This is a genomic window from Providencia sp. wls1914, assembly GCF_009706645.1.
GTDB lineage: Bacteria > Pseudomonadota > Gammaproteobacteria > Enterobacterales > Enterobacteriaceae > Providencia > Providencia zhijiangensis.
The window spans coordinates 15967-42128 of sequence record NZ_WLUN01000003.1 but is presented as its reverse complement, the minus strand read 5'-3'; the positions used below and the strand labels follow the sequence as shown (position 1 = coordinate 42128).

19 protein-coding genes, 1 tRNA gene and 2 pseudogenes are annotated in these 26162 nt (G+C 43.5%); 12 read left to right on the top strand and 10 right to left on the bottom strand.

The window, feature by feature from the left end; translation table 11 throughout:
• Positions 1–131: 131 nt before the first annotated feature.
• Complete coding sequence (locus GKR74_RS01025; RefSeq protein WP_154602150.1) at positions 132–1166, bottom strand: virulence RhuM family protein; 1035 nt, start codon at positions 1164–1166, stop codon at positions 132–134.
• A gap of 214 nt (positions 1167–1380) precedes the next feature.
• A tRNA-Sec gene (locus GKR74_RS01020) sits at positions 1381–1475 on the bottom strand.
• A gap of 286 nt (positions 1476–1761) precedes the next feature.
• Between GKR74_RS01020 and prlC the strand changes: the two are divergent.
• Together prlC and rsmJ are read left to right on the top strand one after the other, a co-directional pair.
• A pseudogene (gene prlC, locus GKR74_RS01015) lies at positions 1762–3801 on the top strand (oligopeptidase A); the annotation flags it as partial.
• Complete coding sequence (gene rsmJ / locus GKR74_RS01010) at positions 3797–4567, top strand: 16S rRNA (guanine(1516)-N(2))-methyltransferase RsmJ (protein ID WP_154602148.1); 771 nt, start codon at positions 3797–3799, stop codon at positions 4565–4567. The pseudogene prlC and the gene rsmJ, both read left to right, overlap by 5 nt.
• A gap of 83 nt (positions 4568–4650) precedes the next feature.
• Here rsmJ and gdhA read toward each other — a convergent pair whose 3' ends face one another.
• Positions 4651–5985 (bottom strand): NADP-specific glutamate dehydrogenase, encoded by a 1335-nt coding sequence (gene gdhA / locus GKR74_RS01005; RefSeq protein WP_132497181.1) that lies wholly within the window; start codon positions 5983–5985, stop codon positions 4651–4653.
• 268 nt (positions 5986–6253) lie between these two features.
• Positions 6254–6688: a universal stress protein UspA gene (uspA, locus tag GKR74_RS01000; RefSeq protein ID WP_036950081.1), complete on the bottom strand. Its 435-nt coding sequence runs from the start codon at positions 6686–6688 to the stop codon at positions 6254–6256.
• 433 nt (positions 6689–7121) lie between these two features.
• Between uspA and uspB the strand changes: the two genes are divergently transcribed.
• Positions 7122–7457 carry a universal stress protein UspB gene (uspB, locus tag GKR74_RS00995; RefSeq protein WP_036950083.1) on the top strand — a complete coding sequence of 112 codons (336 nt, stop codon included), beginning with the start codon at positions 7122–7124 and terminating at the stop codon, positions 7455–7457.
• Between the two features lie 99 nt (positions 7458–7556).
• Here the strand turns inward: uspB and pitA are convergent, their stop codons facing one another.
• Positions 7557–9044, bottom strand: a complete 1488-nt coding sequence (gene pitA, locus GKR74_RS00990; RefSeq protein ID WP_036950148.1) for an inorganic phosphate transporter PitA — start codon at positions 9042–9044, stop codon at positions 7557–7559.
• A gap of 378 nt (positions 9045–9422) precedes the next feature.
• Between pitA and GKR74_RS00985 the strand changes: the two genes are divergently transcribed.
• Together GKR74_RS00985 and GKR74_RS00980 are read left to right on the top strand one after the other, a co-directional pair.
• Positions 9423–10619: an NAD(P)/FAD-dependent oxidoreductase gene (locus tag GKR74_RS00985; protein ID WP_181477786.1), complete on the top strand. Its 1197-nt coding sequence runs from the start codon at positions 9423–9425 to the stop codon at positions 10617–10619.
• 485 nt (positions 10620–11104) lie between these two features.
• Positions 11105–11803: a pirin family protein gene (locus GKR74_RS00980; RefSeq protein WP_154602147.1), complete on the top strand. Its 699-nt coding sequence runs from the start codon at positions 11105–11107 to the stop codon at positions 11801–11803.
• A gap of 100 nt (positions 11804–11903) precedes the next feature.
• Here GKR74_RS00980 and pckA read toward each other — a convergent pair whose 3' ends face one another.
• From pckA to GKR74_RS00960, 4 genes and pseudogenes are all read right to left on the bottom strand, one after another.
• Complete coding sequence (pckA, locus tag GKR74_RS00975; protein ID WP_154602146.1) at positions 11904–13523, bottom strand: phosphoenolpyruvate carboxykinase (ATP); 1620 nt, start codon at positions 13521–13523, stop codon at positions 11904–11906.
• Between the two features lie 185 nt (positions 13524–13708).
• Positions 13709–14599 (bottom strand): annotated as a pseudogene (hslO, locus tag GKR74_RS00970) (Hsp33 family molecular chaperone HslO).
• 28 nt (positions 14600–14627) lie between these two features.
• Complete coding sequence (hslR, locus tag GKR74_RS00965) at positions 14628–15068, bottom strand: ribosome-associated heat shock protein Hsp15 (protein WP_154602144.1); 441 nt, start codon at positions 15066–15068, stop codon at positions 14628–14630.
• A 67-nt stretch (positions 15069–15135) separates the two neighbouring features.
• Positions 15136–17235 (bottom strand): IgaA/UmoB family intracellular growth attenuator, encoded by a 2100-nt coding sequence (locus tag GKR74_RS00960; protein WP_154602143.1) that lies wholly within the window; start codon positions 17233–17235, stop codon positions 15136–15138.
• A 277-nt stretch (positions 17236–17512) separates the two neighbouring features.
• Here GKR74_RS00960 and nudE point away from each other — a divergent pair, with 277 nt between their 5' ends.
• The gene (nudE, locus tag GKR74_RS00955; protein WP_154602142.1) at positions 17513–18067 is read left to right on the top strand and encodes an ADP compounds hydrolase NudE; all 555 of its coding nucleotides are present in this window, start codon (positions 17513–17515) and stop codon (positions 18065–18067) included.
• A gap of 96 nt (positions 18068–18163) precedes the next feature.
• Here the strand turns inward: nudE and mrcA are convergent, their stop codons facing one another.
• On the bottom strand, positions 18164–20704 hold the full coding sequence (mrcA, locus tag GKR74_RS00950; RefSeq protein WP_181477783.1) for a peptidoglycan glycosyltransferase/peptidoglycan DD-transpeptidase MrcA: 2541 nt from the start codon (positions 20702–20704) through the stop codon (positions 18164–18166).
• Between the two features lie 116 nt (positions 20705–20820).
• Here mrcA and pilM point away from each other — a divergent pair, with 116 nt between their 5' ends.
• From pilM to aroB, 6 genes are all read left to right on the top strand, one after another.
• Positions 20821–21666 carry a pilus assembly protein PilM gene (gene pilM / locus GKR74_RS00945; RefSeq protein WP_154602140.1) on the top strand — a complete coding sequence of 282 codons (846 nt, stop codon included), beginning with the start codon at positions 20821–20823 and terminating at the stop codon, positions 21664–21666.
• Between the two features lies 1 nt (position 21667).
• Positions 21668–22207, top strand: a complete 540-nt coding sequence (locus tag GKR74_RS00940) for a PilN domain-containing protein (RefSeq protein WP_154602139.1) — start codon at positions 21668–21670, stop codon at positions 22205–22207.
• Positions 22200–22742: a hypothetical protein gene (locus GKR74_RS00935; protein WP_154602138.1), complete on the top strand. Its 543-nt coding sequence runs from the start codon at positions 22200–22202 to the stop codon at positions 22740–22742. The genes GKR74_RS00940 and GKR74_RS00935 overlap by 8 nt, the downstream gene beginning before the upstream one ends.
• The gene (locus tag GKR74_RS00930; RefSeq protein WP_154602137.1) at positions 22729–23772 is read left to right on the top strand and encodes a transporter; all 1044 of its coding nucleotides are present in this window, start codon (positions 22729–22731) and stop codon (positions 23770–23772) included. The genes GKR74_RS00935 and GKR74_RS00930 overlap by 14 nt, the downstream gene beginning before the upstream one ends.
• 505 nt (positions 23773–24277) lie before the next feature.
• Complete coding sequence (gene aroK / locus GKR74_RS00925) at positions 24278–24799, top strand: shikimate kinase AroK (protein WP_036950109.1); 522 nt, start codon at positions 24278–24280, stop codon at positions 24797–24799.
• Positions 24800–24839: 40 nt separating this feature from the next.
• A complete protein-coding gene (gene aroB / locus GKR74_RS00920; RefSeq protein ID WP_154602136.1) occupies positions 24840–25928 on the top strand; it encodes a 3-dehydroquinate synthase in 1089 nt (362 codons plus the stop codon).
• The last annotated feature ends 234 nt before the right edge of the window (positions 25929–26162 follow it).

Genomic DNA, 26162 nt, shown 5'->3' with positions numbered 1-26162 from the left:
CCCCCCGATACTGGAAGGCTCCTAATATACTGTTCATTATTATGAGCTGTTAGCCAGTATTCGTTTGCTTCTGATACAAGGCTGGCTTTAACAAGCCAGCTAAAATTAAGAATAGTGACTCTGCTCTTTTTCTACTTTCCTTTTTTCAGTAGCTCTTTCAGCGCTGCAATATTCGCCCTTGCTCCTTCTGCTTCTTTTAATTGCCGACGCTTTTGAGCAAAAACATCAAATTCTTCTTTGGCTTTTTCATCCGCGACCTTCTTACTAATCCCACCAGCACCTTGCAAAACTTCACGGTCATTGAAACTTAAAAACTGATCCAGCTTGGTGTCCCAATCCTGTAAAAAAACTTGCTTACGACGCAGTGCTTGGTCTTCGGCAAAATCGAGCCACATATTGACGATACGGTTTAATTCTTTGAGCTCATTTTCATGCAGATAATTCTTCGCAATCGTCACATCCGTTTTACGTACTTCATCTGATTTATAGTTGGTTAGCCCCATATCTGGCTGACTGGCATCTGCACGGCTGGCAATCAGTTCAGTGGCAGTCATGCCAGTACAAGCAAAATGCAGTTTGTTTTGGATGGTTTGGAAGAAACGATTGGTTTCTTTATTGGACGGTTCGTAGTCAGCTGCCATAGTGAAAATCTCTTTGACTCGCAAATATACTCGCCGCTCACTGGCACGAATATCACGGATGCGTTCGAGCATCTCATCAAAGTAATCAGGCACGACAGACTGACCGATAGGCGGGTTCTTCAGCCGCTCATCGTTCATCACAAATCCTTTAATCAAATACTGTTCCAGCGTTTGGGTTGCCCACTGACGAAATTGTGTGCCGCGGACAGAACGGACGCGGTAACCGACAGCAAGAATGGCAGGTAAACTATAGTGATCGATCTCTCTGGAAACCCGGCGATTTCCTTCTAATCGAACTATCCGGAATTTCCGGATGGTTGCGTTTTGAGCAAGCTCCCCTTCAGAAAAAATATTAACAAGATGCTCATTGATTGTACGAACATCTTTACCGTACAACTCTGCAATGGAAGCTTGAGACAACCACAGCGTATCAGATTCAAAACGGCATTCGACATGAGTCTGACCATCTTCACTTCGGAATAAAACAAATTCACCCAGTGGCGCGTCAGGAAGATTATCACTCATCAAGTTGTCTCCGTTTGAATCGTCTGAGAAAGGTCCAAGGCCAACAATATACTATGTTGCACACAAAGATAAGATGGTTAGCAAGCACCATTTTAGAGCTGAATGTCTATATCGCTAAACCCCGAGCCCAAAAGGGTAGTGAATGCCTACCAACCTTTATAGATTAAGACAAACTACAAAAATGGTATTGGTACAAAGATAGAGGGAGAAAAAGTGGCGGAAGATCACAGGAGTCGAACCTGCCCGGGACTGCTGGCAGCCCCAACTGGATTTGAAATCCAGCCGCCTCACCGGAGACGACGATCTTCCTCTATTTGGTAGGTGTTCGATTATAAACTGAATTATTTATTTTCCAAGGTATTGTAAGAACAACCATTCAAATTATTGATGCACGCCAATAATGTCGCGCCATTCTCAAAAACTGATAACAAAAAGCACAAATGTGATATTGAGGTTTGCACAATTGCCCCCATATACTTATTCATGTCTACATACGGCGCGCTGATTTCGCAAATAGTCACCCCGCCAACACTTTCATTGTCAGCACAGTAAGCCTTGGCTCCCGAGCGCAAGCCTGCATTCAAGGATGTTTTTTATGACAAACTCATTATTAGCCAATTCCGCATTACCCCGTTTTGAACATATTGAACCTGCACATATTTTTCCAGCAGTTGAACATGTTTTAGGCGAATATCGCCAAACCGTTGAAAATATTCTGGCGGCCAACAGCCACTACACTTGGGACAACCTATGCCAACCATTAGAAGAAGCGAGCGATAAACTCTCCCGCGTTTGGTCCCCAGTGAGCCATCTACATTCTGTTAAAAATAGCCCTGAACTGCGTGAAGCTTATGAACAATGCCTGCCATTACTGTCCGAATTCAGTACATGGATGGGACAACATGAGCCACTGTATCAAGCTTATAAATCCCTCAAAGAAGACACTGGATTTAATCAATTAAGCCAAGCTCAACGTAAATCTATCGAAAATACCCTGCGTGATTTTGAGCTGTCCGGTATTGGTTTACCTGCTGAAAAACAGCAACGTTATGGTGAAATCGTCGCACGTTTATCGGAGATTGCCTCTAAGTTTGGTAATAACGTCCTAGATTCCACAATGGGTTGGTCAAAACTCATTAAAGATGAAAGCGAACTGGCAGGCATGCCAGAAAGCGCTATCGCCGCAGCAAAAGCGATGGCGGAATCTAAAGGTGAAGAAGGCTATTTACTGACTTTAGATATGCCAAGCTACCTGCCAGTCATGACCTATGCCGATAATGCAGAGCTGCGCCGCGAAATGAGCTATGCCTATAGCACTCGCGCCTCAGACCAAGGTCCAAACGCAGGTAAATGGGATAACAGCGAACTTATCGATGAGTTAATGGCGCTGCGCCATGAACTCGCGCAACTGCTTGGTTTTAAAAACTTTGCCGAAAAATCTCTCGCCACCAAAATGGCAGAGTCCCCTGAGCAAGTTTTAGGTTTCCTGAATGATTTGGCTAACCGCGCTCATCAGCAAGGTAAAGAAGAACTCGCGGAACTGACCGCATTCGCAAAAGAAAATTATGGTGTTGAAACCCTCGAATCTTGGGATTTAGCCTATTACAGCGAAAAACAAAAACAGCATAAATTCTCACTTAATGATGAGCAATTACGCCCTTATTTCCCAGAACAGCGCGTATTAAATGGGCTGTTTGAAGTGGTTCACCGTATTTATGGTTTAACGGCGAAAGAGCGCCATGATGTTGAAACTTGGCACGATGATGTCCGTTTCTTCGAACTGTATGATGATACCAACACCCTGCGCGGTAGCTTCTATCTCGATTTATATGCTCGCGAACATAAACGCGGCGGTGCATGGATGGATGATTGCGTGGGTCGCATGGTCCATAAAGATGGTGCCCTGCAAAATCCTGTAGCCTATTTAACCTGCAACTTTAATAAGCCGCTAGGGGATAAACCTGCTTTATTTACCCACGATGAAGTCATCACCCTGTTCCACGAATTTGGTCATGGCCTGCATCATATGCTGACCCAGATTGATGTTGCCGATGTAGCGGGTATCAATGGGGTTCCATGGGATGCCGTTGAATTACCAAGCCAATTTATGGAGAACTGGTGCTGGGAACCTGAAGCCCTTGAGTTTATCTCCGGTCACTATGAAACTGGCGAACCACTACCAGCCGACATGCTACAAAGCATGTTAGCCGCGAAAAATTACCAGTCTGCGATGTTTGTACTGCGCCAGCTTGAGTTTGGTCTGTTTGATTTTACCTTACACGCAGAGTATGACCCAGCGAAAGGTGCGCAAGTGATGCCAACGCTGTATGCCATCAAAGAAAAAGTTGCTGTGGTGCCATCACCAAAATGGGGACGTTTCCCACACGCGTTTAGCCATATTTTTGCTGGCGGTTACGCGGCGGGTTATTACAGCTATTTATGGGCGGATGTGTTGGCTGCCGATGCATTCTCTCGCTTCTCTGAAGAAGGCATTTTTAATCGCCAAACTGGCCAATCCTTCCTCGACAATATTTTAAGTCGCGGGGGTTCTGAAGCGCCAATGGTACTGTTTGAGCGTTTCCGTGGTCGTAAACCAGAATTAGATGCGATGTTGAAGAGCTACGGTATTCATGGCTGAGAAGATTGCTATCCAATTGATCTGTGAAGAGGGTGCCGATATCGGCACTCTCAATCAACTTGCTGAAAAATGGCAACTCACGCATACACCTGACGCCTTGATGGCGTTGGTGTTAACCCCCGAAAACCTGCAATTACGCAAAATGGATGAGCCAAAATTAGGCGGCATCTTTGTGGATTTTGTCTCAGGAGCGATGGCGCATCGCCGTAAATTTGGTGGTGGACGCGGTGAGGCGGTTGCTAAAGCGGTGGGGATCAAAAAAGAGTATCTGCCCGATGTAATTGATGCGACTGCAGGCTTAGGGCGAGATGCTTTTGTACTGGCGGCTTTGGGCTGTAAAGTACGGATGTTAGAGCGTCATCCGGTGGTGGCCGCACTGCTTGATGATGGTTTACAACGTGGTTATCAAGACCCTGAAATTGGGGAGTGGCTACAATCACGAATGTCACTGATCCACGCATCAAGTATTACCGCATTAGCCGAAATTACTGAAGCGCCGGACGTGATTTACCTCGACCCGATGTACCCACATCGGCAAAAAAGTGCATTAGTGAAGAAAGAGATGCGGGTGTTTCAGTCATTGGTCGGGGCTGATGATGATGCAGATTCTTTACTGGCACCAGCCATTGCACTGGCAAAACGCCGTGTTGTAGTTAAGCGACCTGATTACGCCGAACCGCTTGCGGGGCAAAAAGCACCTTCTGCAGTCACAACCAAAAGCCATCGATTCGATATCTATCCCTGTATTAAACACAGCGATTAAAACGTAACGGCGAAGGGCGTTTGTACGGATTATTACAGACAAACTTGCACGACCGCCCTTTCGCTTACGTTTTGAGTTAAACCTTACACAACGCCTTGTGCAAACATAGCGTCAGCGACTTTTACAAAGCCAGCAATGTTCGCGCCTTGGACGTAGTTGGTTTGTTTGGCTTCGCCACCGAATTCAACACAGTGGTGGTGAATATCCAACATGATGTGGTGTAAACGCGTATCCACTTTTTCTGCTTTCCAGCTTAAGCGCGCTGCGTTCTGCGCCATTTCCAGACCGGAAGTTGCAACACCGCCAGCATTAGCTGCTTTACCTGGAGCAAATAGAACACCCGCTTCAAGGAACAGCTCAGTTGCAGGAATAGTGGTTGGCATGTTTGCGCCTTCCGCGACAGCTTTAACACCGTTTTGGATCAGCACTTTAGCCGCGTCTACATCCAGTTCGTTCTGTGTTGCACATGGCAGTGCGATATCCACTGGAACGCCCCAAGGTTGTTTACCCGCTAAGTAAGTTAAACCAAACTCTTTCGCGTATTCTTCAACGCGACCATAGTTGTTTTTAATAGCTTCTAAGCGTGCAAGTTTTTCAGGGGTGAAACCGGCTTCATCCACGACAGTACCGCTAGAGTCGGATGCAGTAATGACTTTTGCACCTAATTCCATACATTTTTCAATGGTGTACTGAGCAACGTTACCCGAACCTGAAACCGCCACTCGCATGCCTTCAAAGCCTAAACCATGGCGTTTGAGCATCGCATCAGTGAAGTAAACAAGGCCGTAACCGGTTGCTTCTGGACGAATTAAGCTACCACCAAATGACAGACCTTTACCGGTGAAAACGCAAGAGGTGTCATTAGACAGTTTTTTCATCATCCCAGTCATAAAGCCAACTTCACGACCGCCCACCCCGATGTCACCTGCAGGAACGTCAGTATCAGCCCCTAAGTGGCGATAAAGTTCTGTCATTAATGCTTGGCAAAAACGCATCACTTCACCATGGCTTTTTCCTTTAGGATCAAAGTCAGAACCGCCTTTTGCACCGCCCATTGGTAAGGTTGTGAGTGCATTTTTGAGGGTTTGTTCGAAACCTAAGAATTTCAGGATGGATAAGTTAACGGATGGGTGGAAACGCATGCCGCCTTTGAATGGACCAATCGCAGAGCTAAATTGAACACGCCATGCGCGGTTAACTTGTACCTTGCCTTGATCGTCCATCCAACACACGCGGAACTGGATCACTCTTTCTGGCTCAACGAAGCGTTCGAGAAGTGCTTGATCGCGATATTTTGAATTTTGTTCAATGAAAGGCCAAAGAGAAGTGAATACTTCACGCACTGCTTGTAGGAATTCAGGCTGTGAAGGGTCTCTTTTTTGGACAGACTCCAAGAATGAAGATAGTGTTTGCGCCATCTTTGTCTTCCTTTTTCAATGTGGATATTGTTGTGAGGTGCCTCACTATTTCTTATCTTTTTTTTTAGGAAATGTGAGGTCGATTTGTGTTTGCCTATTGAATATATCATTAGTTTATATTCTCAATTCAAGGTTTTTTTTTACTCATTTGAAAAAAAAATTGCTTGACCTGCCAATCACTCCCTTCAGACGATTATTTTGCTGCAAAAAAAACGCCTGCATAAGCAGGCGTTTTCAGTGAATAATATTTCAATCTATCTATGAAGAATTATTCTTCTTCGTCATTCAGTGGAACAATCAGCATATCCACATGAACGGTATTGATTAACTGGCGAGCCGAAGACATCAGCTTGCTCCAGAAATCTTGGTGATGTCCGCAAACAACTAAGTCCATGTCGTATTTTTTGATAGCATCTACTAACACCTGACCTAAGTCACCGCTACCGCTAAGGGTTTCTTGGATGTCATAACCCGCACCCGCGGAAAGGTCTCTTAGTGAATTACGAGTTTCGTCAGTGATGCGTTGTTGCATATCACCTAAATTCACATCGATAAGGCCGGTGTACAGATCCGAGTAATTAACATCAACATGGATCATAGAGACTTTGGCTCCGTACGGTTTTGCCATAGAAACTGCTTTATCCAGTAAAACTTTACTTTCAGGTGATAAATCAACCGCGACAAGAATATGTTTATAAGCCATAAGTAAACTCCTTCCAAATGCTGATTTAACTGGTGGTTAACGACGTTCACCAATATCTTATGAATATACTATACCTGCTAATCGCGATAACTAAGTGTCGTTTTGATCACATCTAGCAGATTAATTTTTAAGGATTAAAAGACAGAACATTTGATAAAACAATAACATCATTCATTCAATATTAATATATATCGGTTCAAAATTCGAATTACCGCAATGCCAGTAAGTGTAATCAACAATCTGTAAATTAACAGCTCATGATGGCCGCTTTTTTGAAATCAAAATTTGAACCATCTGCACTTTTTTTAAGCAATGAATTGTGTTTAAGTAACGACATGCCCTACAATGAAAATAAATGATGTTAGTGCAATATTTTGGCGGTATTTCCTTTAGTGACAACGGGGCAATTTAGGTTCGTTCTAAGGAGGGGATTATGTTCAGTGTAATTGCATTATTTTGGGCACTCTGCATTTTGTGCATCTTAAATATGATGCGCTATTTTTCTTCTATTCGCGTTTTATTATCTATTCTGAGGGATTCTGATCCTCTACTTTATCAATCCGTTGATGGTAATGGCTTTTTCACGACTCACGGCCAGCTTAACAAGCAATTACGCCTTGTCCGCTATATCAATACCAAACAGTACCTTGAGCACTACGATCCTGATGTGATATTCCGTTGTGAACGTATTCGCAAGCAGTTTATGTTGATCAGCCGGTTAAGCATTTTAGTCGTTGTGAGTTTGGTCTATATGGTGATAGCCAATTAACCTCGCATTTGTTATTCCCTTTATTCAAGGCAAAAAAATAGTGATGACCGGAAACCGATCATCACTATTTTAGAATGCTTTTGTCTTATCTAACGCTAATTAGATAATCTTCAGCGCAATCCAGTACAGTACACCAGACAGAATGATGGAAACAGGAAGCGTCAGTAGCCATGCAAGCGCAATGCTCTTAATCGTCTTGCTCTGAACACCACCGCCATCAACGACCATCGTACCCGCTACCGCAGAAGAGAGAACTTGGGTTGTTGAAACAGGCATACCTGTATAACTTGCCACACCGATAGAGACCGCCGCAGTGACCTGAGCCGATACACCTTGTGCGTAAGTCATACCTTTCTTACCGATTTTCTCACCGATAGTCACCGCAACACGCTGCCAACCGAACATGGTACCCAGTGCCAGTGCTAACGCAACAGCAACGATAATCCATAACGGTGCATACTCAACAGTATACAGCAGGTCATTACTCAGTTTTTTCAGTAAGCTCGCATCTTTCGCGCTAGTTTCTGGTAACTTCGCCACGGCATTCGCAGTATCGGAGATACACATTAACAGGCGACGAGTTTGGTTGCGCTGGTCAGGTGTTAACTCATCATAGCTCTGAATGCCGCTGAGCATCTTCTGAGCTTGATTTAAGATAATTGGCGTACGTGAACTGTCGCAATGGAACTCGCCTTCTTCTGGCTTGTTCTCCGCCATCATAGGCGTATTTTCAATTGCGTGGTTTAAGGCTGGTTTATGTGTTTCATAGTATTGTTGCAGATGAACCACCGCATCATGTGTTCTCGCGATATCATAACCGTTTGAATTCATGTTAACGACGAAACCTGCTGGCGCAACACCGATTAACACCAGCATAATCAGACCGATACCTTTTTGCCCATCGTTCGCGCCGTGAGAGAAACTCACGCCGACAGCAGACAGGATCAATGCAGTACGCGTCCAAAATGGTGGTTTACGTTTACCATCTTTCTTCTCACGCTCAGCTGGCGTTAAGTGAATACGGCGACGTTTTTTCGTTCCACTCCAATAACGGCGTAACATGAAAATCATCAGCCCAGCAATCACAAAGCCGATAGCCGGAGAAAGAATTAAGGACATGAAAATGCTGATCATTTTAGGAATATTCAGCGCATCAACCACCGATGTATCAGTCACTATCGCATTGGTCAAACCAACACCGATAATTGCACCGATCAACGTATGAGAACTTGATGCCGGAATACCTAAATACCAGGTTCCAAGGTTCCAGATGATAGCAGCCAGTAGCAATGAAAAGACCATTGCAAGGCCGTGAGCAGAGCTCACGTTAAGGAGAAGGTCTGTTGGTAAAAGATGAACGATGGCATACGCCACGCTCAGCCCTCCCAGCAAGACACCGAAAAAGTTAAATACCCCGGCCATGACAACCGCGAACTGAGCGCGCATTGCTCGGGTGTAAATCACCGTTGCGACCGCGTTAGCAGTATCATGGAATCCGTTAATCGCCTCATAGAACAGCACAAATAACAGTGCTAGAACTAACAATAGACCTGTGTAAAATTCTAAACCTGTAAAAAGATGTAGCATAGACGTTAAGCCATTATTGGTTGGACATGAACGCGGCGCATTATCAGTGACAAACGCTAGCGGTGGAAGCGAAATCTGACCTTTTTTTGATTTAAATACCAATCAAAAAATCATCAAATACAAACTATCCTTTTAATATCATCTAGTTACCATAATTAAAGTTATTCTGAATTTTTGAAACTTTTTTTATGATAATTTATGAATATCTGGGGGAAATAGTCTTTTTTCGCGATTTTTCCTAATTATAATACGTCTACCATACTTTTCATTAATTCTTCGATGATCCGCTGCATTACAACCTACGTTAAATCGCGTAAAATAGCGGCGCAAATAATCGTAATTGCGATAAAAATCATATACATATAGAGAGCTCTAATTGTGAGAAATATTGACGTTATTATTTTAGGTGCAGGCGCGGCCGGGTTATTTTGCGCTTCACTCGCGGGTAAGCGTGGTTTAAATACCCTTGTGCTGGATAACGGTAAAAAATTAGGGCGTAAAATTTTGATGTCCGGTGGTGGACGCTGTAATTTCACTAATATGTACGCCGATCACAATAACTATCTCTCAACTAACCCTCATTTTTGTAAGTCAGCACTTGCTCGCTATACACAATGGGATTTTATTGAGCTTGTTGGTAAATATCAGATCCCTTATCACGAAAAGACCTTAGGACAGCTATTTTGCGACAATAGTGCGCAAGATATCGTCGATATGCTGAAAAGTGAGTGCGATCAGCCCAATGTCACTATCAAGCTACGCAGTGAAGTCACCCAAGTCGACAAAACGGATGACGGATATGTTGTCACGGTAAATGGGGATCAAGTAAGTACTCGCTTACTGGTGGTCGCGACTGGGGGGCTTTCAATGCCGGGTTTAGGTGCAACTCCGTTTGGCTATCGCCTTGCCGAACAATTTGGGCACAGCATCATCCCTACCCGTGCTGCACTCGTTCCCTTTACCTTACACAAGCCTCTACTTGAAGCGCTGCAAGCCCTCTCTGGGGTTTCCGTAGCGGCAACGGTCACATCCGCAAGCGGCGTCCTATTTAAAGAAAATATCCTGTTCACCCACAGGGGACTATCAGGCCCTGCAATTTTACAAATTTCGAATTACTGGCAACCCGGCGAGTATGTGAGTATTAACTTACTTCCAGAGCTTTCATTGGGGGAATTTCTGACCAATGAGAAACAACAGCGCCCTAATCAATCACTCAAAAATACCTTAGCGACACTGCTGCCTAAACGCTTAATTGAGGTTTTACAACAACTTGGACAGATTCCAGATTGCCCACTCAAGCAACTCACCCACGCACAGATTGATGCTCTCGATGACGTATTACATAACTGGCAAGTACAACCTAACGGCACAGAAGGTTATCGTACTGCGGAAGTGACTCTTGGCGGCGTCGATACTCATGAAATTTCATCCAAAACCATGGAATCGCTCAAGTCTTCCGGCCTCTATTTTATTGGAGAAGTGATGGACGTGACAGGTTGGTTAGGGGGATACAATTTCCAATGGGCGTGGAGTTCCGCTTCTGCGTGTGCGGAAAACTTACCCCATCAAGCTTAATCGCTCACCCTTTTATGAAATTATTTAATCCATTGAAAAATAATGGATATTATTTAATTCCAACCAAATCAGGCAGTTGAGCACTGGGTTTAAATAAATCTAAAATTGGTTAAAAATAACCCTTTACAAACGATAGTGATAACTATTATCATTATCACATCTTCCGCAGGCGACTTAACTTAGTCAGTCTCTTGTAGGAGGTACGACATTGCTCACATTGCTTCCAGTGTTTACTTTAGCCAGCTTATGCTGGCTATTTTTTTATCTGTGCCTTGCCATTGATACACTGTATCTCCCCCCTGCTAAAACTTGCTATTTCATACCACAAATCATCTTGGTGATACCTCGGAATCTTATTCAAATTTTTTGGATCCTATGGTTAATACCGCCTACTTTTCTCTTTCTGCAATTTGGCTAAACTGTCATCAACAAGTTAAGCAAGAGCCCAATGAAAATTGGATATCCGCTTTTAAGGAGATGACTCAATGATCTATTTACGCCAAGCAAATGAACGCGGACACGCAAACCACGGTTGGCTGGACAGTTGGCACACTTTCTCGTTCGCTAACTATTATGATGAGAAATTTATGGGTTTCTCAGCGTTAAGAGTCATCAATGAAGACTACATCGCTGCGGGACAAGGGTTCGGTACTCACCCTCATAAAGACATGGAAATATTGACCTACGTACTGGATGGTGCCGTTGAGCACAAAGATAGCATGGGCAATATGGAACAAATACCAGCAGGTGAATTCCAAATCATGAGCGCGGGAACAGGTGTTCGTCACTCTGAATACAACCCAAGTAATGAAAAAGAGCTGCGTTTATACCAAATTTGGATCATTCCAGATAAAAATGGCATAGAACCACGTTACGAGCAAAAACGCTTTGATTCAACAAGTGGTAAGCAATTGGTGTTATCGCCAGATGCACGCGATGGCTCGCTGAAAGTTAACCAAGACATGACCTTATGGCGCTGGGCATTGCCAGCTAATGAGCAAAGCACCTACGACATCGCAGAGAAACGCGTTGTTTGGATCCAAGTCGTTAAAGGCAATATTGAAGTTAACGGGCAGAAAGCGACGGCTAGCGATGGCTTAGCCATTTGGCAAGAAAATCAGTTAACCATTAAAGCTGATGAAGACAGTGAAATTTTAGTTTTTGACTTGCCTGCTGCGGAATAATTTTTCAGGTAAGTAAACGCTAACACCAATGGGAAAGGCTCTACACCATGAAGTTATCTTCAATGGTTGTAGAGCCTTTTTTTATATGAGCTACCCGAAATTACAGTTTAGGACCAGCTTTAACCAGTGCTGCACCTGCAGGGGTATCCGTGTACTTATCGAAGTTCTTCACGAAGCGATCCGCTAAGTCTTTAGATTTTTCATCCCACTGAGATTTATCAGCGTAAGTATTACGTGGGTCAAGGATATTGGTATCCACACCCGGTAATGCTGTTGGCACTTCTAAATCAAATACTGGCAGCTTGATAGTATCGGCTTTTTCGATATCGCCACTTAAGATAGCATCGATGATTGCGCGAGTATCTTTAATAGAGATACGTTTGCCCGTACCGTTCCAGCCTGTATTGACTAAGTATGCTTTCGCGCCAGCCGCTTCCATACGCTTCACTAACACTTCCGCGTATTGCGTTGGGTGCAGAGATAAGAACGCCGCACCGAAACATGCAGAGAATGTTGGAGTTGGTTCAGTTACGCCACGCTCTGTACCTGCTAACTTCGCTGTGAAACCAGACAAGAAGTGGTACTGAGTTTGTTCTGGCGTTAAGCGAGAAACTGGAGGTAACACACCGAATGCATCTGCCGTCAGGAAGATAACTTTTGTCGCATGACCCGCTTTAGAAACTGGTTTTACGATATTTTCGATGTGGTAGATAGGGTAAGAAACACGGGTGTTCTCAGTTTTAGAACCGTCATTGAAATCAACTGAGCCATCAGCCAATACCATGACGTTTTCCAATAACGCATCACGTTTGATTGCGCCATAGATGTCTGGCTCAGCTTCTTTAGACAGGTTGATAGTCTTCGCGTAGCAACCGCCTTCGAAGTTAAATACGCCGTCATCATCCCAACCGTGCTCATCATCACCAATTAACTTACGTTTTGGATCGGTAGACAGTGTGGTTTTACCAGTACCAGACAGGCCGAAGAAAATCGCAACGTCGCCTTCTTCACCGACGTTTGCAGAGCAGTGCATTGATGCGATGCCTTTTAATGGCAGCAGGTAGTTCATCATAGAGAACATCCCTTTCTTCATTTCGCCGCCGTACCAAGAACCACCGATTAACTGCATACGCTCAGTTAAGTTGAAAGCAACAAAGTTTTCTGAGTTCAGACCTTGTTCTTTCCAATTCGGATTAGTGCATTTTGCACCGTTCATCACGATAAAGTCTGGTTCAAAACCCACTAACTCTTCATCGGATGGACGAATGAACATGTTTTTCACGAAGTGAGCTTGCCATGCAACCTCAGTGATAAAACGGACTTTCAGACGAGTATCTGCGTTCGCACCACAGAATGCATCCACAACAAACAAACGTTTGCCTGATAACTGCTCGGTCACTAAGTGTTTCAGGCTGCTCCAAACCTCTTGGCTCATTGGTTTGTTATCGTTTTTACCTTTACCTTGGTCAGCCCACCAAACGGTATCACGGGTGACATCATCGCGAACGATATATTTATCTTTTGGGGAACGTCCTGTAAAAATACCGGTATCAACAGCAACAGCACCTAATGTAGTGACGGTACCGCGTTCATAACCTTCAAGACCTGGCTTGGTTTCTTCCTGAAATAACAGCTCATAACTTGGGTTATAAACAACTTCAGCGACGTCATGAATGCCGTACTTTTCGAGATCCTTCAGGGTAATGCTTTTAGCGCTCATTATATTGCTCCTGGTAAACATAGCTATTCTGCCGACGATCATAAATCTTTACGACTAATTAACAGCGATAGTTATCAAAGAATTGAAAATGTATAATTTTTTTTAATTCATAATGAGACTTAGAGCACGTTATAATCCTTTAAAATTATAAAAAAAGGGTGCAAAATTGCACCCTCGTCACATAATTAGGTTGCTAAATCGTATCAGTGAAGTTGCTGATTTCGCTCATTATTTAACCCGATGATATCGGATTCAATAAATACATAGTGCGAGCCACAATATTCACACTCCATATCAATTTTCCCATCTTTGTGCAAAATATCCATAACATCTTCATGGGTTAATGTCGCTAAAGACGCTTCACAACGTTCACGTGAACAAGTGCAACGGAACTCAACAGATTGTGGGTCATACAGCGTGACATCTTCTTCATGATACAGACGATGAAGTACCTCTTTCACGTCTAATTCGCTGAGCTCTTTGCCTTTGATAGTCGCGGTCAGTTGCACTAAGTGATCAAAAAACTCGTGGCTAGTCTCTCCTGCTGCCGGTAAAACTTGCAGCAACATCCCGCCAGCAATCGCTTTTCCATCTTGTTCACTAACACGGATAAACAGACGGGTTGGTAACTGTTCAGATTGGCGGAAATAAGCATCAATACTCTCTTCAATGCTGTTGCCTTCAATCGCCACAATCCCTTGATAACGCTCACCTTGTTTTGGTGTAATCGTGATGACAATAAACCCGTTACCAATCATTTGCTGTAACGTACTTCCCGCAACAACAGGGCCATCAACACGTGCAACACCGCGCATTTGTTGTAAATTATTACCGTTAATCACGGCTAACTTAACTGGGCCATCACCTTGGATTTGAACGGTAATATCACCATCAAATTTTAAAGTAGCAGTCAGTAAGCTGGTCGCAACCAGCAGTTCGCCCAGCAGCATTTTGACGGCTTCTGGGTAATCATGATTTTCTAGAATATGATGAAAAGTCTCATCGACAGTAATCATTTCTCCACGTACCGCGTGCTGTTCAAACAGGAAACGGTGGAGTTGGTCTTGTTTAGCCATAATTTCTCTCTATTACTCAGGCAGTCTATTAAGACGATTCATGGGAATTCGTGTGTTTAAATTTTAGCAGAGTCCGACGCTCTTTTTTATCGGGACGTCTGTCAGGATGTGGCATCGTGAGTGCATTCATCTTACGTGCCATCGCCATCTTTTCGCGTTGTTCAAGGCTTTCTACGGTTTCACGGTAGAGTAGCTGAGCTTCTGGTGCGCCTTTACGTTGATTGCTGATCCCTAGTACTTCGACAATCCGCTCATCATTTCCTTGACGCACTTTTATCATCGCACCCAATTCAACAATTTTGCCCGGCTTACTTCTTTGCCCATTATAATGAACTTTTCCGCCATCAATCATCTCACGAGCAATTGAACGTGTTTTGTAAAAACGTGCAACCCATAGCCATTTATCAAGGCGAACTGGCTCAGCGGATGATGGCTTTGTTGAAGATTGATTTGTCGATAACGGCTTCATGGTGCCTCCTCACACTTAGTTTGAATGCCAAACCAAAATGAGGCTCCATGGTCAGGGAAGGATAATACTATCTAGACTCGGAAGGATTATCTGCCTCATAGCATTTATCGTAATATTCAGTGATTTTACGCAAACGCCGTTTGTTATTCAAAACTCGAATAATAATTAATGTTCCATTTATCAAGGTACAAATGATCAAGAAGAAAACCAACATTGAACGGCAGACATATTCTGATAACACATCTTCATCCAAGCGCTCATGAACCACCACTTGCAATGTGCCATTGGCATCTGTCGAAATGTTCGTGATAACCCCTTCAACATCAAACGGGGTATTAATCAGAATGCTGGATAAGCGCTTTAACTCATACCATCGCTGAACTTGGTTCATTTCGCTCAGTGAACTGACTGGCATTATGTCTACCAGCGGGCGGTTTTCATCGCTGATCAACAATACCCCACCCGGTGGTGGACTATTGAGTTTACGAACTTCCTTCTCAAGTTCTTGCTTGATGAAATCATATGTGGTGTCTTCAACTAAGTTTTCCAAGGCATCAGCACTTCCTGCACGTAATAAAACATGCGCACCACTTAATTTTCCTGAGGACGCTTTATTCACTAACCCTGGCCAATCATCGACACTTCCACCCAAATTAGACAATGCGCTTTTGAGTTTAATGCAATGATCTTGTTGATCACACAATGCGTTAGTTTTTAATACGATTTCTGAAAAATCGAAAATAATATTCATCCCCGATTTCATAATTTCACGCTGTAATCTTGGGTTAATTCCCGGGGCATCTTTATCTGGATGTAATTGATTTTTTACGCTATTCAATAAATCGATGGCTCGATTCACAATCTCAGATTGTGGCTCAGTAATCAGGTTAATATTATTCCAATACACACCCGAACAATCAAAAGGCACAAACAACGCTTGGTTGGCATCATTCAAATTAGGTGGGCGATAACACATCCCCATTCCCTTCGCCGATAATGTATCTCCAACTCTAATTTTACGCGCTGTTAAATCTGAAGGGTCAACAACACTGACTTTTTTCGCCCCTTCAATCCACGCAAACCCTAATTTCACTGGCAAGCTAATCGATTGATAAGAAAACACCATCGCCAAAACGAACAATGCACTGAAAAACATCAGCACATTCTTTTTAAATCGTTTATAGGGGTAATAGCGTTCCTCTTCATGAATAGAGAGACAACGACCGTACCGTAATACCTCTCCCGTCGAATAGAGATCAATATTGGTAGGGTGGCCTAATTCATATTTTAAGTAGGGAAGCCAATAGCTAGGATAGTGTAAGTCCACGCCCCCTATCGAAATGGTGGAAGAGTACTTTTTATCTAACTCTCCGTACAGCTCCCAGCGTTTGGCTTGCCCATAAATACATTGCACATCCTGATAGGGTTTAGGAAAAAGGCGCAAACGAAATAATAAAAACATCCCGAGGATAAACACCACTGCCGCTAGTGTCAGCCCCCATCCTTGAAAAATGGGAATAGAAACAATCGTCAGATAGCCGATAAAAAAACTGAGGCTTACCACGATCGCCCCTAACCACCCAGAAGAATTATGGAGTCGATGCTCCTCTTTACTTTCCTTACGCATCTTCAACAATTGAATGGTGTTCGGTTCCCCTTCATGGATATCAGCCTCAGGTTGAGACCTAGACTCCTCTGAAGGAACTTCCCATTCATAGCTAAATTCTTTCAATGAGTGGCTATTGAGAGCAACAATTAAAGGCAAATGATCCGTTTCCACAATTTCCATGACATTTTGTCGTTGTAAAAACGGTTCTAGTTGAGAAGGCAACTGAACTTCAATCGTATCAATAAAATAGCGCCAACCCTGCCCTTGCTCTTGACGCAAATTAAATCGCGTAATGGCATTGCAGATGGTGGCAACAGTGGCATTTTTTCGTATTTGCCATGCAGTTTGGGAAGGCGAATGAAGGTTTTTAGATGCACTGTGATTAAGATACTGGGTGATAGTCTGGAAATCAGACTCAATCATTTTTTTAAACGCGGGTGTCGCTAGAGAGGGTATTTGATAGACACTAGAACGCCGTCCCCGCCGGAAAAACAGAACGGAAACCATTATAATTAGGCTAGCTATGATCAGAGCCAGTATAATGACGGTGTTTAGCATTTTTTTCTCAACAGAATTGTCTACCTAAAAAGCATAGCAACGTAATGCTTTTCACTATATAAGCCAATTCCTATTCTCTTCCAGTTTTTGTTTTATTTTACAATATGTTGTAAATAAAATGTTTTACTTATTAATCAGTGCGATTTTCATAAGTAGATTATACTAACAGCATTTTCTCCACCCTATAATCTCTATCATTTTTTTTTGATATGCGTCATAGTTAAAGACAATGTATGCTTGCCCTCATGGATCCCATTCACCTGATTCGGAAATCGTTATGACAGAGTTAAAAAAACCAAAAATCCTGAATATTCAAGATGTTGCTCAATCAAAATTATTCAGTATCCAATCTGTTGACCTCGAATTTAGTAATGGTGAAAAACGTGTTTATGAAAGAATGCGCCCCGCAAAGCGTGAAGCGGTTCTTATCGTCCCCATCATTGATGATCACCTGATTCTGATCCGAGAATACGCCGTGGGTATCGAAAACTATGAGCTAGGCTTCCCTAAAGGAGCTGTAGACCCAGGAGAAGCCCCTCTTGAGGCTGCTCAGCGTGAACTCAAAGAAGAAATCGGTTATGGGGCTCGCCAAATTACCCCTTTAGCAAAACTCACCATGTCCCCATCTTACTTTTCCAGCAAGATGAACATACTTATAGCTAACGACCTATTTAGCGAAAAACTTGAGGGGGATGAGCCAGAACCACTGCAACAAGTCAAATGGCCGATTGCACGTATGATGGAACTCCTCGACCACCCAGACTTCAATGAAGCCCGCAATGTTAGTGCGTTGTTTTATGTGGAACGTTACTTAAAAAATAACGCGAAATAACGCCACATCGATATTCAATTTATTCAATACCCTAAATAATTACACCCCATGCCAAACGGCGATGGGGTGCAGTTTATTTACACTCAAAACAGCTCATTAGAATAGCTCTTGGCTGGCTCCATTTTCCGTTGAAATGGTCGTTCCAACCTCTTGTACCGCGCGCTCTTTCGGCTCAGTTCCTTCGATAAAGTACTCACTACGAGAAGGCCCGCCGGATGAGAGTTTACCTGTACGAGTATCAATAGTGACTGAAATAATCCCTTTTGGCGGTTGCATGGTTTTCACCGGAACACCGTCAAGGGCAGCTTTCATGAAGTCATCCCAAATCGGCTGAGCACTCTTCGCACCCGCTTCACCGCCGCTTATTCCAGTACGGCCTAATGTGCGCTTGTTATCATCGAAGCCAATCCATGCAGAAGCGACAATATCGGGGCCATAGCCGGAGAACCACGCATCTTTCGAGCTATTCGTGGTACCTGTTTTCCCGCCAATGTCTCGACGACCACCCAGATCACGACCCGCACGCCAACCAGTACCTGACCAACCTGGCTCGCCATAAATATTTGTTACCATCGCATCGCGAATTAAGAACGCTAGCGGTGTACTAATAACATGCGGGGCATATTGGTCTTCAGGGCTCTGCTGTTCTGCAGCCGTAGACAGTGCCATGGTTGGCTCTTGTTCCACCACATTATTATTCGACTGAGTTACTTCCTCTGTTGCATCTTCGCCTTCAGAATCACTCAACGCAATCGTACGTGCCGTATCCCCATAAATGACCGGAATATTTGTACACTCTGGGCATGCAATTTTTGGTTTCGCTTCGAAAATCACTTCATCGCTGTGATTCTCAATCTTCAAAATATAGTAAGGATCAACAAGGTATCCCCCGTTCACCATCACGGCGTAACCACGCACCATTTGCATTGGGGTAAATGATGGAGCGCCCAGCGCCAACGCTTCTGTGCGGTTAATATTCTCTTTCGGGAAACCAAAACGCGTTAAATAATCCGCGGCATAATCCACACCCATGGCGCGCATCGCACGTACCATCACCACGTTTTTCGATTCACCTAAGCCTTGGCGTAGACGAATAGGACCTGCATAGCGCGGTGGTGAGTTCTTCGGACGCCAGTCTGAACCGGCACCCGCATCCCAACGGCTAATCGGCACGTCATTGAGTAATGACGATAACGTTAAGCCTTTATCCATCGCTGCGGTATACAAGAATGGCTTAATATTTGAGCCCACTTGGCGCAATGATTGCGTCACGCGGTTAAATTCACTCATATTAAAATCAAAACCACCCACAAGGGCTATCACTGCACCATCATTCGGATTCAATGCAACAAATGCCGCGTTCACATCAGGGACTTGTGCTAACCACCAGCTATCTTTAACCTGACGAACCCAAATTTGCTCACCCGGCTGCACAACTTTGTTCACCGCAGATGGCGAGCCACCTTGCTGAGTATCCGAAATAAACTTACGCGCCCAGCGCACACCCGCCATCGTAATTTGGATGTCCGAGCCATCCGCCAGCATCACTTTCGCATCGCTGCTACTTGCCGAAAGAACAACAGCCGGAACCAATGAGCCGTAGTTCGGTAATTTTTTCAGTTTCTCCAGGATTTTCTCTTTATCCCATGCGGCTTGGCTTCCACTCCATAACACTTCCGCAGGACCGCGATAACCATGGCGAATATCGTAATCTATCAAATTATTACGTACGGCTTCGGTCGCCGCTAACTGGTCTTTGCGCACAACCGTGGTGTACACCTTATAACCATCGGTATAAGCATCTTCACCGTATTTTTCATACATCGTTTGGCGTGCCATTTCCGCTAAATAAGGCGCGGAAAAATCCACTTTTGGTGCGTGATAAGAGGCAACAATTTTTTCGCTTTTCGCTTGCTCGTACTGGTCTTGCGTGATGTATTTTTCTTCTAACATCCGCATTAGTACTACGTTACGGCGGTTAACCGCACGGTCATAAGAGTAAAGCGGGTTGAATGTTGACGGCGCTTTCGGTAGACCAGCAATCATCGCCATTTCACTCAACGTCAACTCATTGACTGTTTTACCAAAATAAACATAAGCGGCTGCCCCCACACCATAAGCACGGTTACCTAAATAAATTTTATTCAGGTACAGCTCCATAATTTCATCTTTGGTAAATAACTGTTCGATACGAATTGCCAAAAATGCCTCTTTTGCTTTACGCATCAAGGTTTTTTCTGGGCTTAAATAGAAGTTTCTCGCCAGTTGCTGAGTAATGGTACTCGCCCCTTGCGATGCATGACCCGATGAAGCCATCACAGTCACCGCACGGAAAATACCAATTGGATCAATACCGTGGTGTTCATAGAAGCGGCTATCTTCTGTTGCAATAAAGGCATGCACTAACATCGGAGGAATGTCAGCTAATGGCAATGGAATACGGCGTTTTTCACCATATTGGGCGATCAGTTCATTGTCTGCACTGAATACCTGCATTGGTGTTTGCAGACGAATGTCTTTCATTGTTGCGACATCAGGCAGCTCACCTTCGACATATTTGTACATGCCATAAATCGAGGCGCTTCCCAAAAAAATGCAACAGAAAACCAGAATTAAAAAATATTTTACGAACTTCACCGAAGAATTCCCATATGCAACTGACAGGCGGGTTTAGATATCACTACTGCATAGTATAAAGCTTATACAGCACAATAGAAAACGTAATTTAATTGTTAATGATAAGGATATTATGTATGTATTCACCAAAATGGCACATCGGAATTGAGCTATCACAGCACCACATTCAGTTAGTTGCAGTAAAAAAACATCGCAAATTCTGGTCGTTATGTGAATGCTGGCAACAAGCACTACCTTTTGACAGTGCATTACATGCCCTTGATGAACACCGCGTAATTTTACGCAATATTCTGCGACAATGGCGTCAGAAATTACCTAAAAACTGTTCAGTTTCTATTGCGTTACCCTCATTAAGATCGCTCCAAAAACAGGTCTCACTTCCCAACCAAATGAGCCTACAGCAACCAGAACTAAGCTGGTATTTACAGGCGCAAGTTGACCAACTTTTCCCCATGCAAGCTCAAGAGCTTGCTGTAGATTATCGGATCATTGGGCAACAAGTTTACTTCAATGCCGCACGCCAATCTGATATTACCTTTTGGCAAGATTTATTACTGGAGAGCGGCTACCACTTGCTAGCTGTCGATATTGCCCCCATCGCACTGCGCTACCTTGCTCGGCATGCTCAGTTACCTAATGAATGTTGGATTGTTTATTATCGCCAAAATGAATGGTTCTGGTCAGGGCCTATCAGCCAACCTGCAAGTTATAGTCATATTCAAAACGATAACCCGACTCAAGATAATCAATCAGTGCATATTAACCAAATACAATCCTTATTAACTGACGATCCTGAAGCCTTAAAATTACCGATTTACTGTATTAGTGACCACGATATTCAAGGCGTAGAATCTCGATGGGATTTACTGCAAGCTTTTCATCAATACCCCATCAAATTACCCCGCCAGTTGGGGGATTTTGTGATTGCCGCAGGGCTGGCTCTGCGTCATGGGGATCTTTAATATGTATCAGGTTAACTTCCTACCTTGGCGAACCGATAAGCTCACTCGCCAGCGACGCTATTTTTTAATGGTGACGGGGATCAGCTGTATTTCTGTGATCGCTATCTTTGGTTATTTAATCAGTTTGCTTCTAGAGGATATATCTCAAGCCCACTTATACCTTGCAGCTCAACAGAAACATCAACAACACATTGAACAGCTAAAAACACAATTACAAACGCAGCAACAACAGCTAGACAAATTCACGCTTCTGCAAAATCAGCGTCAATCCTATGCGCAACATAACCATGCCTTACTCAGCCTATTAAAGTCGCTATCCAATCTCACGCCACCTAAAAGTTGGCTATCCACCTTTCAGCTGCGTGAAGGGCGTTTAGAAATTAAAGCACTCAGTTATCGCTTTCAAGACCTGAACTTACTGTTAACCCAATTTGGCCAAGCACCCCAAGTTGGTAACGTGCAACTGCGTACGTTACGGCGGGTTGCTGCCATTAACCAACTGCACCTTATTGCCGATTATCGAGGTGTCGTTGATGAATAACCACTTTGCCGCTTTTTGGTACCGCCCCCTTTGGCAACAATATTTAACGATACCGTTGATTTTGGTGGTAAGCATTGCCGCTGGCTATACCTTCATTTTGCAAGACAAGCAAAATCAATGGGTAGATTTACAACAAAACGGTTCTGTCTTGCACCGACAAAATCAAGTAAGTAGCCAGTTTTTCGCCCAAAATCCGACTCGGGTTTGGCTAGCACAGGAACTCGCTTCATTCCCTTCGAATGAAGAAATTACCTTAGATCCTCAGTTCTTTGTTCTGCACTTACAGCAGCTCATTGCAAATAACAATGTTGTCTTAAATCAGCTTCAGTCATCGGATCCGTTGAATTCTCAGTACCAACTTGAGATCCAAGGAAAATTTAAGGATCTCCTCGAATTTATGCAATCACTCACCCATACGCTACTCCAGCAACATTGGCAATTTTCTGACGTTATTTTGACGGCTAAAAATCAGCAACTAACTGCCAATTTATCGCTCTCATTTATCAAGGATGAACAACCTAATGAGCAACACTAATTTTTGCGTTCCCATATTAATGTTAATGCTATGCAGCTCTTTCTTCGGGTATGCCGAAACACCCCGAGACCCTTTTGAACCCATATCCCCAACAGAAGAAGATACCCAACTCTTAGACACCATCATTCCACCTAAAGCGCCGGAAATAATTCTCACCGAAAAAATTTTTCCATTAGTATCTATCGATGCTCAAACCGTTCATCAACAGCTCACGGAGCCTGACATTCGTCTACTATCCGATAAAGGCATCGCCCACTTTGATGTCACCACCAACAGTGTGATCATTACGGACACCAAAGAACGCTTGGCATTAATTGAAACATGGCTTGTTCAAAAAGATATTCCTCAGCAGCAAGTGCAAATCACCGCCCACATCATCAGCAGTTCGCGCACCGCCTTGCAGGCCCTAGGTTTAGAATGGGGAATGTCTGGTGAATCAGCGACTGACGGTCATCTCAGCCGCTATAATCGATATAGCAGCCAATCCGGCCAAATGGCGTTGAATGTATTACGACTCGGAGAAGGCTTACTTGAAATGAAGCTGAACGCACTAGAAAAAGAAAATTTACTGTCGATTATTGCGAGCCCACGCTTGATGGCATCCCACAAACAGCCCGCCAGTATCCAACAAGGCAGCGAAATTCCCTATGTCACCACCTCCGATAAAAAAAGCCATGTCCAGTTTAAAGATGCGGTATTAGGTATGGAAGTCACACCAACCATTGCCCGAGATGACAGAGTGGAAATGGTATTAAAAATCAGTCATAACTCCCCAGATGCCGCTCTCACTATCAATCCCAGCCAACATCTGGCCATTAATAAACAAGAGATAGCAACCTCTGTCACCATTAAAAATAATAATACGTTAATACTTGGCGGTATTTTTCAACAGAAGCAAGAAAAAACGGATTCAGGCATCCCATTTCTCTCTCAAATTCCACTATTAGGGAGTTTATTTATCAATAAGACACAACACGTTGATAAGCGTGTTTTACTGGTATTTATTACACCAAAACTTATTAAGATTTAGCGTAAAAAATAACGCCTATACATTCAATTAGTTGAATGTTTAATTCCTCAAAGTACCGTGAAATTATTACTTTTTGTGCCATAAACATACCGGATAAATTTGACGCTGAGGTCGTTTTAGCATACAAGGTTATCCATTGAGTGTTCTAACTATCGGTAGATGAAAGAACAAACTATCAGCCGCTTATAAAATAGCTACAGAAATTTTGCTTTATAATTAACAGGTTCCATTCATTTAGTGGAATAAACAACCTGCTAATAAGCTCGCTAAACAATGCATTATGTAATGTAGACGGCTCAAATATATAGAAACCCGCAACGAAGAATATGGCACTTTGTTTTCTAAGTGCCATATTTATATAGTTGCAATTCAGGTTGATGTATTGAGATAATTTTCTTATCTGATCTCACATCATCACTTATGAGGTTTCAGTTTAGGTCCCGCCGCTAATTCGATTGGCGGGGCGGGTGATCATTAACGAATAATCGTAGTAATACCAAAAAACATGGCAGAGAAACGCAATATCTTTCTGGTTGGACCAATGGGAGCCGGAAAAAGCACTATTGGTCGTCAGTTAGCTCAACAGCTTAATATGGAGTTCTTTGACTCCGATCACGAGATTGAAAAACGCACTGGCGCAGATGTAGGTTGGGTATTCGACCTAGAAGGTGAAGAAGGCTTTCGCGATCGCGAAGAGAAAGTCATCAATGAACTCACTGAAAAGCAAGGCATTGTCTTAGCAACAGGTGGTGGCTCTGTTAAATCCAAAGAGACGCGTAACCGCTTGTCCGCTCGTGGGGTTGTCGTGTATCTCGAAACCACCATTGAGAAGCAACTATCCCGCACACAACGCGATAAAAAACGTCCTCTTTTACAAGTGGATGAGCCCGCTCGCGAAGTTTTAGAAAAGTTAGCCGATGAACGCAATCCTATGTATGAAGAGATAGCGGATATAACAATTCATACTGATGAGCAAAGCGCAAAAGTTGTTGCCAACCAAATCATTGAAATGTTAGAAAAAAACTAATTTTTATACATCAGAAGTCATGAATTCAAGGTAAAGCAAGATGGAAAAAGTCACTGTTACTCTGGATGAACGCAGTTATCCAATCAATATTGCACCTGGTTTGTACCAAGGAAAGGATGCATTTTGGCCACTAACTGCGGGTCAGCGAGCAATGATAGTGACTAACGAAACTCTCGCTCCGCTTTACCTACATAAGATCCAAACCGTTCTTGAAGCCTCAGGTGTCAAAGTCGATTCCATCGTCTTACCTGATGGCGAACAGTACAAATCTTTATTCATCATGAATGATGTTTTTACGGCATTACTCGAAAAGCACCATAACCGTGACACGACCCTCATCGCCCTTGGTGGGGGAGTAATCGGTGACTTAACTGGATTCGCGGCAGCCAGCTATCAACGCGGCGTACGCTTCATTCAAGTTCCTACTACGTTACTCTCCCAAGTGGACTCTTCGGTTGGTGGAAAAACCGCTGTTAACCACCCTTTGGGTAAAAATATGATCGGGGCATTTTATCAACCGGCATCTGTCGTGATTGACCTTGATTGTTTAAAAACCTTACCTAAGCGCGAACTCTCTTCTGGTCTGGCCGAAGTCATTAAATACGGCATCATTCTTGATGGTGAATTTTTTAGCTGGTTAGAAAAAAATATCGATGCGTTAATGGCATTAGATAACCAAGCCATGGCGTACTGCATTCGCCGTTGTTGCGAGCTGAAAGCGCAAGTGGTCGCCGCCGATGAAAAAGAAACCAGCGGGCTACGTGCACTATTAAATTTAGGGCATACCTTTGGTCATGCTATCGAAGCCGAAATGGGCTACGGCGTATGGCTCCATGGAGAAGCTGTTGCTGCTGGTATGGTTATGGCTGCAAAAACCTCTGAGCTGATTGGCCAATTTACCCCGGAACAAACAGAACGCATCATCGCCCTTTTAAAACGTGCCGAGCTACCTGTTACTGGTCCTGCAAAAATGCAACCTGATGACTATTTACCTCACATGATGCGAGATAAAAAAGTCATGGGAGGCAAATTGCATCTTATCCTTCCAACCACTATTGGTAATTCAGAAATGCGTTCCGATGTGGATGCCTCAACAGTCATTGCCGCTATTTCGGCTTGCATGCCATAAATCATTACCGAACTAAGTAAAAAGCATTAATTGGCCCCTGAATATTTTCAGGGGTTTTAAAATGTTACTGGCAGATATCAACTAAAGCCGTTAAATTATACGCACGCCTAGCACCTATAACGAGTAACGAAGTAAGGTGGTCGCAATCTCATTGAAATTGGAATGAAATTGCTAAACAATCTATTCTTTAAAAGTGAGCAGAAGCAATTGCTTAGTCGTGAACAGGTCGTAATG

Bases quoted from the DNA above. Each gene is read 5' to 3' on its own strand.
- rsmJ (WP_154602148.1), top strand. From the start codon at position 3,797: ATGGCTGAGAAGATTGCTATCCAATTGATCTGTGAAGAGGGTGCCGAT.
- aroK (WP_036950109.1), top strand. From the start codon at position 24,278: ATGGCAGAGAAACGCAATATCTTTCTGGTTGGACCAATGGGAGCCGGA.
- GKR74_RS00935 (WP_154602138.1), top strand. From the start codon at position 22,200: ATGAATAACCACTTTGCCGCTTTTTGGTACCGCCCCCTTTGGCAACAA.
- uspB (WP_036950083.1), top strand. From the start codon at position 7,122: ATGTTCAGTGTAATTGCATTATTTTGGGCACTCTGCATTTTGTGCATC.
- pitA (WP_036950148.1), bottom strand. From the start codon at position 9,044: ATGCTACATCTTTTTACAGGTTTAGAATTTTACACAGGTCTATTGTTA.
- aroB (WP_154602136.1), top strand. From the start codon at position 24,840: ATGGAAAAAGTCACTGTTACTCTGGATGAACGCAGTTATCCAATCAAT.
- uspA (WP_036950081.1), bottom strand. From the start codon at position 6,688: ATGGCTTATAAACATATTCTTGTCGCGGTTGATTTATCACCTGAAAGT.
- GKR74_RS00940 (WP_154602139.1), top strand. From the start codon at position 21,668: ATGTATCAGGTTAACTTCCTACCTTGGCGAACCGATAAGCTCACTCGC.
- gdhA (WP_132497181.1), bottom strand. From the start codon at position 5,985: ATGGCGCAAACACTATCTTCATTCTTGGAGTCTGTCCAAAAAAGAGAC.
- nudE (WP_154602142.1), top strand. From the start codon at position 17,513: ATGACAGAGTTAAAAAAACCAAAAATCCTGAATATTCAAGATGTTGCT.
- GKR74_RS00960 (WP_154602143.1), bottom strand. From the start codon at position 17,235: ATGCTAAACACCGTCATTATACTGGCTCTGATCATAGCTAGCCTAATT.
- pilM (WP_154602140.1), top strand. From the start codon at position 20,821: ATGTATTCACCAAAATGGCACATCGGAATTGAGCTATCACAGCACCAC.
- GKR74_RS01025 (WP_154602150.1), bottom strand. From the start codon at position 1,166: ATGAGTGATAATCTTCCTGACGCGCCACTGGGTGAATTTGTTTTATTC.
- GKR74_RS00930 (WP_154602137.1), top strand. From the start codon at position 22,729: ATGAGCAACACTAATTTTTGCGTTCCCATATTAATGTTAATGCTATGC.
- pckA (WP_154602146.1), bottom strand. From the start codon at position 13,523: ATGAGCGCTAAAAGCATTACCCTGAAGGATCTCGAAAAGTACGGCATT.
- hslR (WP_154602144.1), bottom strand. From the start codon at position 15,068: ATGAAGCCGTTATCGACAAATCAATCTTCAACAAAGCCATCATCCGCT.
- GKR74_RS00980 (WP_154602147.1), top strand. From the start codon at position 11,105: ATGATCTATTTACGCCAAGCAAATGAACGCGGACACGCAAACCACGGT.